This is a genomic window from Ruegeria sp. L12, assembly GCF_056531745.1.
The window spans coordinates 323,510-338,671 of the sequence record NZ_JBQFMH010000002.1; the positions used below are offsets into that span (position 1 = coordinate 323,510).

Here is a 15,162-nt window from a genome sequence, read left to right on the forward strand (position 1 = left end):
TTAATACAGGATATCGGCAACAGCGCCGATAAGGTTCAGCACTTTGTGAGTTTCGGGATCGATTTTATATACATAGTCGCCTGCGCGCACATAATTGCCACCGCGCCGCAGCCCATAGCGATATGGATCATCGATCCAAATGTAGTCATCTAGCCGGTCGCCCGTCCGATAAAGCTTTTTGGCCTGGCCGGGTGGCACACACGGGACTGCCTTTTTGGCCAGACCCGGAGGGCAATGTACGGCATTGCTACGTGCCACGCCAGATTTCGGCGCGACCCGTTCGACCTGAAAATTAGATTTGTTTTTGCCTTTACCTTTTCCATTGCCGTTCCCGGCCAATGCAACAGCGGGGCTCAATGTGAGCAAAGCAATCATGGAAATGTTGATCAGAGATTTCATAAAGGCGCGCTCCGGCATGTATGAGTTGTCGCGGGTCGACAATACCCAATCACCTAAGGGCGCGCCTCTGGATTTTCCAGAGCTGTGCGGTTTTCCGCCGCAACGAGTTCTAGGAACGGGTGCGCTTCTCAAATCGCGGTAGCATTGCGCTGAAATCCTGGCCCAGCCCGTTTTCTTTCTCGACAAACTGTTCGTAAAGCGCGGTTGCCACCTGACCCATCGGGGTATCCGCATCGGCACTGTCTGCCGCCTGTTGGCTGAGGCGCAGATCCTTGAGCATCAGTTCGGCTGCGAATCCGGGTTGATAGCCGTTGTCTGCCGGGCTTGTTGGGCCGACACCCGGGGCAGGGCAATAGGCGTTCATCGTCCAGCTATAGCCCGACGACGTGCTGACCACGTCAAACATCTTTTGCCGATCCAGGCCGAGCTTGTCCGCCAGCGCAAAGGCCTCGCAGGTGGCAATCATGGTGACGCCGAGGATCATGTTGTTACAGATCTTCGCGGCCTGACCTGCACCGGCTTCTCCGCAATGCACGGCCTTCTGGCCCATTATGTCAAAGAGGGGGGCGGCCTTGGCGAAGGCGTCGTCCGAGCCTCCGGCCATGAAGGTCAGAGTACCGGCAGCCGCGCCGCCAATACCGCCCGACACCGGAGCGTCGACGGCCTGAAGGCCTGCGCTCACGGCCTGCTGCGCGACGGCGCGGGCACTGTCGACATCCACGGTTGAGCAATCGATCAGTACCGCGCCCTGTGTCATGGCCGGGATGATCGCGTCCGCCACGGCGCGCAGGATTTGGCCGTTGGGCAGCATGGTGATGACCGCCTCTGCACCCGATGCAGCCTCGGCCCCAGTCGGGGCCATTGCCACGCCGTCGACCGATACGTCTGCCATGTCATGGCCGACCACCTCATGCCCGGCTGCTGCCAGATTGGCGGCCATCGGGGCGCCCATGTTGCCCAGTCCAATGAATGCGATTTTCATCCCTTACTCCTCTGAAAAGCTCAGCGCGTTGGCACCCAGGGGCTGCAGCATCTTTGAGACCGCTACGGCCGGTACGTTCATATCGGCAAATTGCCATTTGGGGTTGCGGTCCTTGTCGATGATCTGGGCACGGATGCCTTCCAGAAAATCACCGTCTTCCATCGCGCGATAGGTAAAGCGGTATTCCATGTCCAACGCCTTGCGCATCGTAAGGTTCGCTCCCCTCAGCCGGTGCAGCATTTCCACGGTGCAGGCCACCGAGAGCGGAGAGTTGCGTTGCAGGCTGATAAGGGTCTGTTCCGAAAACTCTTCGTCAGAACAGCGCAGGGTATTCAGGATATCGCTCAGGCTTTCTCCGTCGAGCAACGTATCAATCTGCGGTTGGAGATCGGCGAGATCTCCTTTGGGCGCGGTTTCAACGTGCTCTTCGACCACCTCTGCGCGGCCTGATGCCTCCAGAAGTTCGATGAGGTACGGCCAGTGGTCTTGTGGAATGAAATGGTCGGCAAAGCCCGCATAGATCGCGTCTGCGGGGCCCATGCGATAGCCGGTTGTTCCGAGGTATTCGCCCAGACGTCCCGGTGCCAGTGCCAGCATCAATGACCCGCCCACATCCGGGACAAGGCCGATCGAGCATTCCGGCATTGCGATCCTCGAGCTTTCGCCAACGATACGATGACTGCCATGGCAGCCTATGCCCACGCCACCGCCCATGGTAAAACCCTGCAGAAAGCTGATCACGGGTTTGGTGTATTCGAAGATCAGCGCATTCAGACGGTATTCATCGCGCCAGAACGTGCGGCCATAATCGTAGTTTCCCTTGGTGCCGGTGGCGTAAAGCTCGGCAATGTCGCCTCCGGCGCAAAAGGCTTTTTCCCCTTCGGCGTCAAAGATAATCAGGTCGACCGCATCATCTTCGCGCCAGTTCCGTAGGGCAGTTTCGATGGCCATGCACATCTCATAGCTCATCGCGTTCAGAGCCTTCGGGCGTGTCAGAGTGATGCGCCCGGCGCGTCCGACTGTGCGGATATCAATGTCAGCCATGAAGTCCTCAGCGGTTGGCAAGCATCTGGCGCGCGACGATGACGCGCATGATCTCGTTCGTGCCTTCAAGTATCTGGTGCACGCGCAAATCACGCACAAGCTTTTCGATGCCATAATCGGCCAGATAGCCGTAACCGCCGTGCAGTTGCAGGCACTGGTCGACCACTTTCGACCCTGTCTCGGTCACGAATTTCTTGGCCATGGCGCAGAACTTGGTGGCGTCAGGTGTGCCCTGATCCAGTTTCCACGCAGCTTGCCGCAGGAAGGTGCGAGCGGCCTGCATCTCGATCTCCATATCCGCAAGGCGGAATTGCAGCGCCTGGAACTGATCGATGGATTGGCCAAAGGCCTTGCGCTCGGACATGTATTGCAGCGTCATGTCCAGCCCGTTCTGCGCGGCCCCCAGCGAACACGAAGCGATGTTCAGCCGCCCGCCATCCAACCCCATCATGGCGTATTTGAACCCGTCGCCTTCCGTGCCAACCAGATTGCCAGCCGGGATTTTGCAGTCGTCAAATTGGACCTGCGCGGTGGGCTGGCTTTTCCACCCCATCTTCTGTTCAAGCGCCCCAAAGCTGAGGCCGGCGGTGCCGTCTTCGACATAGACCGTCGAAATCCCTTTGGGGCCATCTTCGCCTGTGCGAACCATGCAGACATAGGCGTCCGAATAACCCCCGCCCGAGATGAAGGCTTTGGACCCGTTCAGGGTATAGCCCTCATTCGTCCGCTCGGCGCGGGTTTTCAAGGCGGCTGCGTCCGACCCGGAGCCGGGTTCCGTCAGGCAATAGCTCAGCACCGTATCGAGGCTGAGAATACCGGGCATGATGCGGGATTTCAGCTCATCGCTGGCAAAGCTGTCCAGCATCTTTGCGCACATGTTGTGGATCGACAGGAAAGCCGCGACTGAGGGGCAGGCCATCGAAAGCGCCTCGAACACCAAAGTGGCATCTAGGCGGCTCAGCCCCGATCCGCCGCCGTCTTCCGAGACGTATAGCGCGCCGAATCCAAGCTCGCCAATCTTGGGCCAAAGCTCTTTCGGGATGGTGCCGTCAGCTTCCCACTGACGCGCGAAGGGGGCGATATTTTCTTGGCCAAAAGCATAGGCCATGTCGAAGATGGCCGTCTGTTCCTCGGTCAGCGCGAAATCCATGGCTGTGGTCCCTGTACTCTACAGAATTGAACGAGCGTTTTATTCTTCAATCCTTACAGAAATTTTTCAATGGCGGCAAACATTGCGGCCATGTTTGGGGGAATTGAGTGGCTGCGTTATACTGCACGAATTCTACAGATGATTTTTTTTGGAGTATTCCGATGGCGTCACACAAACTGGCCGTGGTGGTGATTCACGGTATGGGTAGCCAACATAAGCCGCAGGGCCAGCCTGCATCCACGACCCCGACCTTCTCGAAAGGGCTGAAGCAGCGCGTCTCGAACCGGGTCGGCGCGGATATGAGCCACGTGATCTGGCACGAGGTGGTCTGGGCCCAGATTCTGCAGGGACGTCAGAAAGCCTATCTAAAAAAGATCAAACGCAGTCTGGGATATGACAAGCTGCGCGAATTTGTGGTGTGCAATCTTTCGGATGCAGCGTCGTACCGCCCGACACCGGATGATGGCGACAAGATTTATGAGGCCATACACGAGAAGATCGAGAATGTGATGGGTGTGGTCAAACATCAGGTCGGACCCGAGGGACCGGTTCTGATCCTTGCGCATTCGCTGGGTGGGCACATCATGTCGAATTACATCTACGACATGCAGCGGCATTTGCGCCCGGGTGGTGGGTCTCCGGTGCATCAGACCGATGTCGAGAATATGAAAACGGTGGCTGGGATCGTGACCTTCGGGTGCAATATTCCCATTTTCCTGTTTGCCTATCCCGAGAGTGACATTTTCCCGATCATGGCGCCCAACAGCAAGCTGCCCGCGGCGCTACAATTCCGGACGTGGTGGTACAACTACTACGACAAACACGATGTTCTGGGCTTTCCGCTGGGCAAGAGCGCGCCGCGTTACAAGCAACTGGCCGACAGTCGGGCGCTAAAGGACAAGCCGATCAATGCGGGTAAGATCTTTACCTCGTGGAATCCGTTTTCGCATGGCGGATATTGGACCGACCGTGACCTCTATGAACCCGTAGCCGAGCGGATCAAGGATATTCTGGCGGTTACCTGAGGCTTACAGGTCCGCGTGGAATTCTTCGATCAGGTGTTTCACCACCGCCTGCCCGGGATCGTCGCCGCGCGCGACGGCTTCGGCATGGGCGCGGCGCTGGCGGGTGGCCGAGGTGCCGCTTTCGGCGATCTGGCGCAGGCGGGCAAGTTCGGTCATGGTGCCCAAGGCTTCGGCATCTTCGGCCAGCATGCCCATCAATTCACCCATCAGTTCGGCCATGGGTTTGATCGACCGGTCGCCGAAATCGATCAGACCCTCGCCCACGCCATAACGTTGCGCGCGCCAGCGGTTTTCGCCGATCAGGAACCTGTCATATTGCCGCCACCGCAAGTTGCGGGCTTTCAGGCGGCACAGCATCCGGGTCAGTGCCTGCACCAGCGCCGCCAGTGACAGAGTGTGCTCCAACCGGGGTTGCACATCCATGATGCGGGTCTCAAGCGTCGGAAAGCGATGCGACGGGCGCAGGTCCCACCAGATCTTCGTTGTATCCTCGATCACGCCCAACTCGACCAGAACGCCCGTTGTACGATCATACTCGCCCCAGCTTCCGAAGATCGGCGGCAAGCCGGTGCGGGGCAGATTGTCAAACACGGTCAGCCGGTAAGAGGACAGACCGGTGTCCTCGCCATTCCAGTAGGGGGACGAGGTCGACAGGGCCAGCAGATGAGGCAGAAAGTAAGACAATTGCGGCATCAAATCGGCGCGCAGCGCCTGGTCCTGTACCCCCACATGCACATGCATCCCGCAGATCAGCATCCGCCGCGCCACGCCACCCAACGCATGCTGTAGCGCATCATAGCGCTCTTTGCGCGTGTGATGCTGATCCTTCCAGTTCGCAAACGGGTGGCAGGAGACGGCAATCGGGGCCAGATTATATTCGGTCGCGCGTTTGGAAACGCAGGACCGCAAACGCTTCAGGTCTTCGCGCGCGGTTTTGACCGTCGCATGCGGGCGGGTTCCGACCTCGATCTGACATTGCAGGAATTCAGGGCTGACCTGACCTTCGAAATCGGCCTGACAGGCCTCCATCAACGCCTCGGGGGCTTCGGCCAATTGCAGGCTGTCGCGGTCGACCAGAAGATACTCCTCTTCGATACCGATCGTGAATTCCTGCTGCATGGCGGCCCTCGCTGGTCAATTCACATCAGTGAATACGGAAATTTCCGTTTTGCCAAGGGTTTGACATGCTGGGTTCTTGCGAACGCCCGGCTGGCGCGGGTAAGGAACAAACAGAACCGAATGTGGAGCCTCGCGTGAAACCAAGGAAATTTCCCCAGATCAACGCCGCCCTTGATGAGTTGGGGGTAAAGCTGATCGACAAGGCAACCGAGAATGACGAACGCGCGCGGCTTGAGGCTTTTGAGCGGGCAGGGGGGCTGACCCGTCCGGCCTATGCGCTCTCACCGGGGATGGCCGGGTTCGACATCTCGCAACTGGTTGCGGAGTACGCGCAGCACAGGGCGGCGCTTGAGGCACTGAAAGACCCCGAACGCAACCAGACCGGTTATCAACTGGGAAATGGCTACTATGACAGCCCGGACGCGGATGCGCTGTATCTGATGATCCGCAGGTTCCAGCCAAAGCGGGTGATCGAAGTGGGCTGCGGCAACTCGACCCGCGTTACGCGGCAGGCCATCATTGATGGCGGGCTGAAGACCGAGATCACCGCGATCGACCCTTATCCCCGCGCCGACATTGCCCATGTCGTGGATCATTTCGAGCAGAAGCGGCTGGAAGACGTAGACCCGTCCCTGTTCGAACAGCTCGAATCCGGGGATGTTCTGTTCATCGATTCCAGCCACGTCGTGCGGATGAGCAACGATGTGGCCCATCTGTTCTGCCGGATCATTCCGACGTTGAAGCCGGGTGTGGTGATCCATGTCCACGATGTTTTTCTGCCCTATGAATACCCCAAGCGGTTCTTTTATGATTGCCCCGGCTGGGGCGAGCAGTACATGCTGCACGTGTTGCTGCAATCTGGTGCATATTCAATGCTTTGGCCGGGGTACTACTTGCAGCAGGACCGCCCGGATGCGGTGGAGGCACTGCCGTTCCTGAAGGATGGCAGGGCGCAGAGCATCTGGGTTCAGCTCAAAGAAAATTGACCTGAATGTGATCCGGGCCGCGCAGTGTCGCGTAACCCTTTCCATAACAAGCTGGAGAGGAGTTAACAGCCATGTTCCGCCGCACATTCATGGGCGCCGCCGCCGCACTTGCACTGGCACTTCCGGTCAAAGCGCAAGCCGCTGACATCGTCGATACGGCCGTTTCTGCCGGATCGTTCAACACTCTGGTCGCCGCGGTGCAGGCCGCGGGTCTGGTCGATACGCTGAAGGGCGATGGCCCGTTCACCGTTTTCGCACCCACGGATGAGGCCTTTGCCGCGCTTCCCGAAGGCACGGTGGAAACGCTGCTGTTGCCTGAGAACAAGGATCAGCTGGTGTCAATTCTGACTTACCACGTGGTTCCAGCAAAGGTCATGTCGGGTGATATCGCTGGCAAACGGGCCAAAGTTCTGACGGTGCAGGGTGACCGCCTGAGTGTCAATGCCAAGAACGGCGTCAAGGTGAATGACGCAAAAGTCGTTCAGGCCGATATCGAAGCCAGCAACGGTGTCATTCATGTTGTTGATGCAGTGATCCTGCCTGAATAAGTCTTCAAGACCCCCGGAAGACAAAGCCCCGGTCCATGTGGCCGGGGCTTCTTGTTGCAAAAGGCAATCTGCTTACAGCAGCCGTACCTGAGTGCCGACCTGCACAAGCGGATACAGCTCTTCCACATGCTGGTTGTAAAGACCGATGCACCCGGATGAACTCTGCCGACCGATTTTCCGAGTGTCATGTGTGCCGTGGACCAGATAGGCGGGCCAGGACAGATACATCGCGCGGGTGCCCAGCGGGTTGCCTGGTTCTCCGCCCTCCATACGGATCGGCAAAGTCGGATCGCGTTCACGCATTGAGGCGGTCGGCGTCCAGCTTGGGTTTTCGCGCTTGCGCACAACCTCGGTATAACCACGCTTGGTCAGTTCTTCGCTCATCGGGACCGAGCTGGGATACAGCTTGTAGGTGCCATCAGCCCCCCAGTAATGCACCGCGCGGCTGGTGATGTCGGCCAACAGGCATCCGACGCCCAGTTCGTCAAAGTGATCCTGCCAGTTCTGTTGTGAGAACGAGGATACATTGCGGCGTACAGGCGCTTGCGTGCTGATCGCCTCTTCATTCTGTGGAAAGGCATCCAGGCTTTGAGCGCGCACCAAAGCGGGTGTCGCAATCACTGATGCAGCCCCCAACAGGGCTGTGCGGCGGGTCATACGGTTTTGGGACAAGGCTGCCTCCGGAAAAATATCAACTGCTCGGTCTTTTGAATTAGCGGTAAAATATTGGTGATTACCTCATTTTTCCAGGGGGGCACCGCTGAATTTCTTGTGAGGTTGGACTTGCGTCAAAACCGGCCTGAAAACTAAAAAACCCGGCCAAATCTGGCCGGGTTTCTGAGAAAGCATCGAAACGATCAATCCATCGCTTTGAAGTTGAACTCGCCACCTTCCTTGATGCCCGAGGGCCAGCGCGCGGTGACGGTTTTGGTGCGGGTATAGAACTTGAAGCTGTCGGGGCCGTGCTGGTTCAGGTCACCGAACATGGATTTCTTCCAGCCACCAAACGTGTGATAAGCCAGCGGTACCGGGATCGGAACGTTGATGCCGACCATGCCGATATTGATCCGGCTGGCAAAGTCGCGCGCGGTGTCACCGTCACGGGTGAAGATCGCGGTACCGTTGCCGTATTCATGGTCCATCGCCAGTTTCAGCGCTTCTTCGTAGGAACCGGCGCGCACGGTCGACAGGACAGGGCCGAAAATCTCTTGTTTGTAGATGTCCATGTCGGGCGTGACATTGTCGAACAGGTGGGGGCCGACGAAGAAACCGTCCTCATAGCCCTGCAGGCTGAAATCACGGTTATCGACAACCAGCTTGGCACCCTGTTCGACGCCGGAATTGATCAGGCCCAGAATACGCTCTTTCGAGGCTTGGGTGATCACCGGGCCCATGTCCACATCGTCACCGGCGGTGTAGGGGCCGACCTTCAGCTTTTCGATGCGCGGCACCAGCTTTTCGATCAGCGCGTCAGCGGTATCATCGCCCACCGGTACAGCGACCGAAACAGCCATGCAGCGTTCGCCTGCCGCGCCGAAACCGGCACCGACCAGCGCGTCAGCGGCCTGATCCATGTCCGCGTCGGGCATGACGATCATGTGGTTCTTTGCACCGCCAAAGCACTGTGCACGTTTGCCGTTTGCGGTGGCGCGGGCATAGATATACTGCGCGATCGGGGTCGAGCCGACAAAGCTGACGCCCTGAATGATGTCGCTGTCGAGGATGGTGTCGACCGCTTCTTTGTCTCCGTTTACGACCTGGAACACACCCTTGGGCAGACCGGCCTCGACAAACAACTCGGCCAGCATCAGCGGCACCGAGGGGTCACGCTCGGACGGTTTCAGAACCACGGCGTTGCCACAGGCCAGCGCCGGGCCGACGTGCCACAGCGGCATCATGGCAGGGAAGTTGAACGGCATGATCGAGCCGACAACGCCCAGCGGTTGGCGCATGGAATACATGTCAATGGCAGGGCCCGCATTGTCGGTGTATTCGCCCTTCAGCATCTGCGGTGCGCCGATGCAGTATTCGATCACTTCCAGACCACGCTGCAAGTCGCCCTTGGCGTCGGGGATGGTTTTGCCGTGCTCGCGGCTCAGCGCTTCGGCCAGCTTGTCCATGTCGCGGTTCATCAGGTGAACCATCGCCATCATGACACGCGCGCGTTTCTGCGGGTTGGTGGCGCCCCATGCGGGCTGAGCGGCAGCGGCGGCTTCGATGGCTGCAGTGGTTTCTGCTGCGCTGGCCATCGGGCATTTATACTGCACTTCGCCCGTTGCCGGGTTGTAAACATCATCGAAACGGCCGGACGTGCCCGCAACCATTTCGCCATTCAGAAAGTGGGTCAGATCATTCATCGCAAATTCCTCCGCTGAGATTGCGCGCAGAATAGACTTGCAAAAACCCCAAGGACAGAGGCAATGTCTCAAATCTGTTTTGCAAAAATGCAAAGGTTGGGACTGTGACACCAAACTGGGACGATCTGCGCGTTTTTCTGGCGGTCGCGCGCGAAGAAAGCCTGTCGGCGGCGGGGCGGGTGCTGAAGATCGATCCGGCCACGGTTGGCCGCCGAATTGCCAGATTGGAGGCGGCGCTGGATGCAGTGTTGTTTACCAAATCACAGCAGGGGTATGTGCTGTCGACAGCAGGCCAGCGATTGATGGAGCATGGATTGCAAGCCGAAGAGGCCATGCGCGCGGCGGCGGGTGTCATGACCGGGTCCGCCAAGTCGCTGAGCGGCCAAATCCGCATAGGCGCGCCCGATGGCAGTGCCAACTACCTGTTGCCGCAGGTCTGCGCCCGGATCAGCGACGCCAACCCGGATCTGGATATCCAGATCCTGGCCTTGCCGCGTATCATCAACCTGTCCCGGCGCGAGGCGGATATGGCGGTCACCGTCAGTGCGCCAACCGCCGGGCAATTGCTGGTTCAGAAGATCAGCGACTATCGGCTGCATATGGTGGCCAGCCAAAACTATCTTGATAGCCACCCGCCGATCCACACGATTGCCGATCTGAGCGATCACCGGATGATCGGGTACATCCCCGATATGATCTTTGATCGCGAGTTGGACTATCTCAACGATATCGGCATTGACCGTGTCGCGCTTGCATCAAATTCGGTGTCGGTGCAGTTGCGGCAGGTGGCTTTGGGAACCGGTGTCTGCGTGGCGCATGACTTTACCTTACCGTTTCATCCCGGCCTGCGGAAAATCCTGACGGATCAGGTCAGTCTGACACGCGGGTTCTATCTGGTCCGGCATCAGGGCGATCAGCGAAACGAACGGCTGAACCGCTTTGCCGAGGCGCTGACATCCGGCCTGCGGGACGAAGTAGCGCGGCTTGAGCGCGAAGCTGCATCTTGACACCTTCAGACATTCCGGCAACGCTTTGGAAAACAGTACGTTATACCGGAGGTTTTGCTAATGCTTGTTCAGGCCATTCTTAAATCCAAAGCCACTGACGAGGTGGTGACGGTCGAACCATCAGCAACAGTTTCCCAGGCCGCCGAAATTCTGGCCAGCAAGCGGATCGGTACTGTGATCATTTCCGAGGATGGCGGGCAAACGGCGGCTGGCATCTTGTCCGAGCGTGATATTGTACGCGAGCTGGCGGACAGCGGCAGCGGCTGTCTGGGCAAACCCGTCAGCGCCTACATGACCAAAGACCTCGTGACAGCGACCCGGCAAGACACCGTTGAGGATATTCTGTCTCGCATGACCGAAGGCCGGTTCCGTCACATGCCGGTCGTGGAAGAGGGCAAATTGATTGGAATCGTCACGCTGGGCGATGCGGTCAAGGCGCAACTGTCTGAACTTGCGATGGAAAAAGACGCGCTGGAAGGCATGATTATGGGGCACTGAGGGGCCGGAATGTATGGCTGACCCTTGCACCTGCGGCAAAGATGTGTTTGCTAGCGCAGAAATATTGTTGCGCAGGAGGCCCTGATGCGGGTTGGATTATATCCCGGAACTTTTGATCCGATCACCATCGGTCATATCGACATTATCCGTCGGGCCTCGGCGCTGGTGGACAAGCTGGTGATCGGTGTTGCGATCAATCGGGACAAAGGGCCGCTGTTCTCGCTGGAAGAGCGCGTGGCGATGATCGAAGCCGAATGCGCTCATCTGTCCGATCAGACCGGCACCGAGATCGTGGCGCATCCGTTCGAAAACCTGCTGATCGACTGCGCCCGCGATGTCGGCGCTCAAATTATTGTGCGCGGTCTGCGGGCGGTTGCCGATTTTGAGTATGAATTCCAGATGGTTGGAATGAACCGCGCGTTGGACGATTCAATCGAGACGGTGTTTCTTATGGCCGAAGCCAGGCATCAGGCGATTGCATCCAAGCTGGTGAAAGAAATCGCTCGCCTGAACGGGGATGTGTCGAAATTCGTCACGCCCCGCGTCAGGGATGCGCTACGAGAGCGTTTAGGATAACGCACCCATAGCTGCGGCTGTGTCCAGCATACGGTTCGAGAAACCCCATTCATTGTCATACCAGGCCAGCACGCGCACCAAAGTGCCGTCGGTGACTTTTGTTTCCGCCAGGGAAACGGTTGAGCTGTGGGGGTCGTGATTGAAATCGACTGAGATCAGCGGACGCGTCTCAGCGGCCAGAACACCCGGGATTTTGGCGGCGGCTTCAACGAACAAGGCGTTAACCTCTTCTTCGGTGGTCGGACGCGAAACTTCGGCCACCAGATCGACGACTGAGACATTGGGAGTAGGCACCCGAATGGCTTGCCCGGTCAACTTCCCGGCCAACTGAGGCAGAACCAACCCGACGGCCGAAGCCGCACCAGTCGTTGTCGGGATCATCGACAGAGCCGCCGCGCGGGACAGGTATGGGTCTTTGCCCGCAGTGTCATGCACCGGTTGGCTGGCGGTATACGCATGGACGGTGGTCATGTTGCCGTGCTTGATGCCCAGCCCTGCATCCAAAGCTGCCGCGACGGGCGACAGGCAGTTGGTGGTGCAGGAGGCGTTGGAAACCACGATGTCGCTGGCAGTCAACTCGTGCTCGTTCACACCAAACACCACTGTTTTTACAGCACCATCGCCACGGGCAGGGGCTGAGATCAGAACTTTTTTCGATCCGTTCTTCAGGTGCCGTTCGGCGGCCTCACGGGTGCGGAAGACACCGGTGCATTCCAGAACAACATCCACATCCGACCAATCCAGCGCTTCGGGGTCACGTTCGCTGGTCAGCCGGATCGGGCCGGCACCAACGTCCAGCCCGGCATCGCTGAGCGTGACTGGTTTGGAATAGCGACCATGAACGCTGTCGAATTCAAACAGATGCGCGTTCATTTCGGGTTTTGCCAGATCGTTGATCGCAACGATTTCGACATCGGTACGACCCGATTCCATAACCGCACGCAGAACACCGCGCCCGATCCGTCCAAATCCATTGATTGCCAGCTTGAGTGTCATGGTGCGCTCCGTCATAGTCGGGTCCAGTAATGGTTAGCGCTAACAATTACAGATTGCGGCGAAAGTCAAGCAAAACCTCTGTCAGCGCCAGAAGGCCAGCCAATCCAGGAAATCATACAGCTTTTTGCCGAGGAACAGCAGGTGTTCCGTACCGAACAAGGCCGCATCCAGCATCAAACCGCCGAGAATGAGAATTCCAAGCCAGATTGCGATTTGATTGGTCATGGATACGCCCTGAACGAAAATGCCCGCCCAGATAACCTGAGCGGGCATAAGGGTACAAGCGGTGTGCGAAGGGTCAGTTAAGGCGGCCCATCGCGACAGCGACGTCGGCCATACGAACCGAGAAGCCCCATTCGTTGTCATACCACGCCAGCACGCGCACCATGCGGTTGTCGACCACGCGGGTCTGTTCGGGCGCGAAGATCGAGCTTTCTTCGGTGTGGTTGAAATCGGTCGAGACCAGCGGCGCGGGCTCATAGCCCAATACGCGCTGCATCGGGCCCTTGGCGGCTTCTTCGACGATGGCGTTGACTTCTTCCACGGTGACGTCACGCGACGCGCGGAACGACAGGTCCACCGCCGAGACATTCGGGGTGGGAACGCGGATGGCCGAGCCGTCGAGACGGCCTTTGAGGTTCGGCAGGACTTCACCCAGCGCTGCTGCGGCTCCGGTCGAAGTCGGGATCATCGACATGGCAGCAGCACGGGCGCGGTACAGATCGCTGTGACGGCGGTCCAGCGTCGGCTGGTCACCGGTATAGGCGTGGATGGTGGTCATGATGCCGTGTTCGATGCCGACGCCTTCGTCCAGCACCTTGGCCAGCGGCGCCAGGCAGTTGGTGGTGCACGATCCGTTCGACACCATGTTGTCATTGGCGGCCAGCGTGTTGTGGTTGACGCCGAACACAATGGTCTTGTCTACGTTCTTGCCCGGAGCCGACAGCAGAACCTTGCCTGCGCCACGTTCCAGATGTGTTTTGGCCTTCAGGCCATCGTTGAACTTGCCTGTGCATTCCAGCACGACGTCGCAGCCTTCCCAGTCCAGCTCGTTCATGTCGTAGGTCGAGAACATCTGCATCGGGCCGCGGCCCAGATCCATGGTGTTGCCGTCAATGGTGACATCGCGCGGGAAACGGCCGTGAACGCTGTCATATTTCAGCAGATGCGCAGATGTTTCCAGCGGGCCGGTGGCATTGACCTTGATCACTTCGATGTCGTTGCGGCCCGAGGCGGCAATGTGCGACAGGGTGCAGCGGCCAATGCGGCCAAAACCATTGATACCGACCTTGATGGTCATCTGACGTCTCCAAAATGCGCTTGCGTTGCAGGCCATATAGCCGCGAATATTGAATCTCAAAAGGGCAAAAACGGCATATTTTTAAGGTGTTAGCGCAAACCTCACGCGATTGCGCTAACGCTTGCGCTAGCTGCCGGATCAGGTAGGGTCCCTCTGCGGCGGATGAATGAAAGGAAGCGCGATGAGTGGTCTGTTGGCCCTGTTGGACGATGTAGCGGGGATTGCCAAGGTCGCAGCGGCATCCGTGGATGATGTCGTGGCGGCGGCGGGAAAGGCCGGGGCCAAGACCGCCGGGGTGATCATCGACGACGCTGCGGTTACGCCGAAATACGTACAGGGCTTTGCGCCGGCGCGGGAATTGCCGATCATCTGGCGTATCGCGCGCGGGTCTATTTTCAACAAGATCATCCTGTTGCTGCCGGTTGCCCTGCTGCTGGCCAATTTTGCGCCCTGGCTGATTACACCGCTGCTGATGCTGGGGGGCTCTTATTTATGTTTCGAAGGGGCCGAGAAGATATTCCATGTCCTGTTTCCTCATGGCAGCCATGTGATCGAGGAGGATATGAAGAACCGCGATCCCGGCCATCTGGAGGAACAGAAGGTCAAGGGCGCGATCAAGACCGATTTCATTCTGTCGGCTGAAATCATGACCATCGCGCTGGCCGCAATTGAGGCTCCGAATATCTGGATGCAGGCGGCAACCCTAGCAGTTGTGGGGCTGGGGGTGACTTTGGCCGTTTATGGCTCGGTCGCGCTGATTGTGAAGATGGACGATGTAGGACTGTTTCTGGCCGGGAACGCGCCGAGCCCGGTGGGGCGCGGGCTGGGGCGCGGATTGGTGCGGGCGATGCCGGTGGTGATGAAACTGCTCTCGACCATTGGGACGGCGGCGATGCTGTGGGTTGGCGGATCGATCATCATTCACGGGCTTGAGGTGTTGGGCTTTGGTGCTTTGCAGTATCAGATCTATGACTGGGCCAAGGCGATTGCCTATTCGGTGCCCGACCAATGGAGCGCTGCGGTCAAATGGCTGTCAAAGGCGACGATGGACGGCATTCTGGGGCTGGCCTGGGGGCTGGTTCTGATCCCGCTGGCGACCAAGGTGTTGATGCCGCTTTTCGGAAAGTCCGCATCGCATTGATATCCAAATGAAAAGGGCGGCCCGAGCCGCCCTT

The 15,162-nt window shown here is 58.5% G+C and carries 17 protein-coding genes; 7 read left to right on the top strand and 10 right to left on the bottom strand.

Annotated elements, in window-relative coordinates; genetic code table 11:
• The 4 genes from ACR0K9_RS04525 to ACR0K9_RS04540 form a co-directional block, all read right to left on the bottom strand.
• Positions 1 to 399 carry a hypothetical protein gene (locus ACR0K9_RS04525; RefSeq protein WP_480821118.1) on the bottom strand — a complete coding sequence of 133 codons (399 nt, stop codon included), beginning with the start codon at positions 397 to 399 and terminating at the stop codon, positions 1 to 3.
• A gap of 109 nt (positions 400 to 508) precedes the next feature.
• Positions 509 to 1,381 (bottom strand): 3-hydroxyisobutyrate dehydrogenase, encoded by an 873-nt coding sequence (gene mmsB, locus ACR0K9_RS04530; RefSeq protein ID WP_480821120.1) that lies wholly within the window; start codon positions 1,379 to 1,381, stop codon positions 509 to 511.
• A gap of 3 nt (positions 1,382 to 1,384) precedes the next feature.
• A complete protein-coding gene (locus ACR0K9_RS04535) occupies positions 1,385 to 2,425 on the bottom strand; it encodes an enoyl-CoA hydratase/isomerase family protein (RefSeq protein WP_480821122.1) in 1,041 nt (346 codons plus the stop codon).
• Between the two features lie 7 nt (positions 2,426 to 2,432).
• A complete protein-coding gene (locus ACR0K9_RS04540; protein WP_480821124.1) occupies positions 2,433 to 3,575 on the bottom strand; it encodes an acyl-CoA dehydrogenase family protein in 1,143 nt (380 codons plus the stop codon).
• Positions 3,576 to 3,736: 161 nt separating this feature from the next.
• On the opposite strand from ACR0K9_RS04540, the gene ACR0K9_RS04545 reads away from it, so the two are divergent.
• Complete coding sequence (locus ACR0K9_RS04545; RefSeq protein WP_480821126.1) at positions 3,737 to 4,600, top strand: hypothetical protein; 864 nt, start codon at positions 3,737 to 3,739, stop codon at positions 4,598 to 4,600.
• A 3-nt stretch (positions 4,601 to 4,603) separates the two neighbouring features.
• On the opposite strand, the gene ACR0K9_RS04550 is transcribed toward ACR0K9_RS04545, so the two are convergent.
• Positions 4,604 to 5,719 carry a carboxylate-amine ligase gene (locus ACR0K9_RS04550; RefSeq protein WP_480821128.1) on the bottom strand — a complete coding sequence of 372 codons (1,116 nt, stop codon included), beginning with the start codon at positions 5,717 to 5,719 and terminating at the stop codon, positions 4,604 to 4,606.
• Between the two features lie 134 nt (positions 5,720 to 5,853).
• Here ACR0K9_RS04550 and ACR0K9_RS04555 point away from each other — a divergent pair, with 134 nt between their 5' ends.
• Together ACR0K9_RS04555 and ACR0K9_RS04560 are read left to right on the top strand one after the other, a co-directional pair.
• Complete coding sequence (locus ACR0K9_RS04555) at positions 5,854 to 6,705, top strand: class I SAM-dependent methyltransferase (RefSeq protein WP_480821130.1); 852 nt, start codon at positions 5,854 to 5,856, stop codon at positions 6,703 to 6,705.
• Between the two features lie 71 nt (positions 6,706 to 6,776).
• Positions 6,777 to 7,253 (top strand): fasciclin domain-containing protein, encoded by a 477-nt coding sequence (locus tag ACR0K9_RS04560; RefSeq protein WP_480532603.1) that lies wholly within the window; start codon positions 6,777 to 6,779, stop codon positions 7,251 to 7,253.
• A gap of 72 nt (positions 7,254 to 7,325) precedes the next feature.
• Here ACR0K9_RS04560 and ACR0K9_RS04565 read toward each other — a convergent pair whose 3' ends face one another.
• A complete protein-coding gene (locus tag ACR0K9_RS04565) occupies positions 7,326 to 7,910 on the bottom strand; it encodes a L,D-transpeptidase (protein ID WP_480533136.1) in 585 nt (194 codons plus the stop codon).
• 200 nt (positions 7,911 to 8,110) lie between these two features.
• Complete coding sequence (locus ACR0K9_RS04570) at positions 8,111 to 9,610, bottom strand: CoA-acylating methylmalonate-semialdehyde dehydrogenase (RefSeq protein ID WP_480821132.1); 1,500 nt, start codon at positions 9,608 to 9,610, stop codon at positions 8,111 to 8,113.
• Between the two features lie 104 nt (positions 9,611 to 9,714).
• Between ACR0K9_RS04570 and ACR0K9_RS04575 the strand changes: the two genes are divergently transcribed.
• The 3 genes from ACR0K9_RS04575 to coaD all read left to right on the top strand — a co-directional run bounded on the left by ACR0K9_RS04575 (position 9,715) and on the right by coaD (position 11,691).
• Positions 9,715 to 10,617, top strand: coding sequence for a LysR family transcriptional regulator (locus ACR0K9_RS04575; RefSeq protein ID WP_480821134.1), 903 nt, complete (start codon positions 9,715 to 9,717; stop codon positions 10,615 to 10,617).
• A 60-nt stretch (positions 10,618 to 10,677) separates the two neighbouring features.
• Entirely contained in the window at positions 10,678 to 11,115 is a 438-nt protein-coding gene (locus ACR0K9_RS04580; protein ID WP_480821136.1) for a CBS domain-containing protein, read from the top strand.
• Positions 11,116 to 11,199: 84 nt separating this feature from the next.
• The gene (gene coaD, locus ACR0K9_RS04585) at positions 11,200 to 11,691 is read left to right on the top strand and encodes a pantetheine-phosphate adenylyltransferase (RefSeq protein WP_480532595.1); all 492 of its coding nucleotides are present in this window, start codon (positions 11,200 to 11,202) and stop codon (positions 11,689 to 11,691) included.
• On the opposite strand, the gene gap (ACR0K9_RS04590) is transcribed toward coaD, so the two are convergent.
• The 3 genes from gap (ACR0K9_RS04590) to gap (ACR0K9_RS04600) form a co-directional block, all read right to left on the bottom strand.
• A complete protein-coding gene (gene gap / locus ACR0K9_RS04590; RefSeq protein WP_480821138.1) occupies positions 11,683 to 12,687 on the bottom strand; it encodes a type I glyceraldehyde-3-phosphate dehydrogenase in 1,005 nt (334 codons plus the stop codon). The genes coaD and gap (ACR0K9_RS04590) overlap by 9 nt on opposite strands.
• 81 nt (positions 12,688 to 12,768) lie before the next feature.
• On the bottom strand, positions 12,769 to 12,912 hold the full coding sequence (locus tag ACR0K9_RS04595; protein WP_480795282.1) for a hypothetical protein: 144 nt from the start codon (positions 12,910 to 12,912) through the stop codon (positions 12,769 to 12,771).
• Between the two features lie 73 nt (positions 12,913 to 12,985).
• Positions 12,986 to 13,987 (bottom strand): type I glyceraldehyde-3-phosphate dehydrogenase, encoded by a 1,002-nt coding sequence (gap, locus tag ACR0K9_RS04600; protein WP_480532591.1) that lies wholly within the window; start codon positions 13,985 to 13,987, stop codon positions 12,986 to 12,988.
• Between the two features lie 181 nt (positions 13,988 to 14,168).
• On the opposite strand from gap (ACR0K9_RS04600), the gene ACR0K9_RS04605 reads away from it, so the two are divergent.
• On the top strand, positions 14,169 to 15,128 hold the full coding sequence (locus ACR0K9_RS04605; protein WP_480821140.1) for a DUF808 domain-containing protein: 960 nt from the start codon (positions 14,169 to 14,171) through the stop codon (positions 15,126 to 15,128).
• The last annotated feature ends 34 nt before the right edge of the window (positions 15,129 to 15,162 follow it).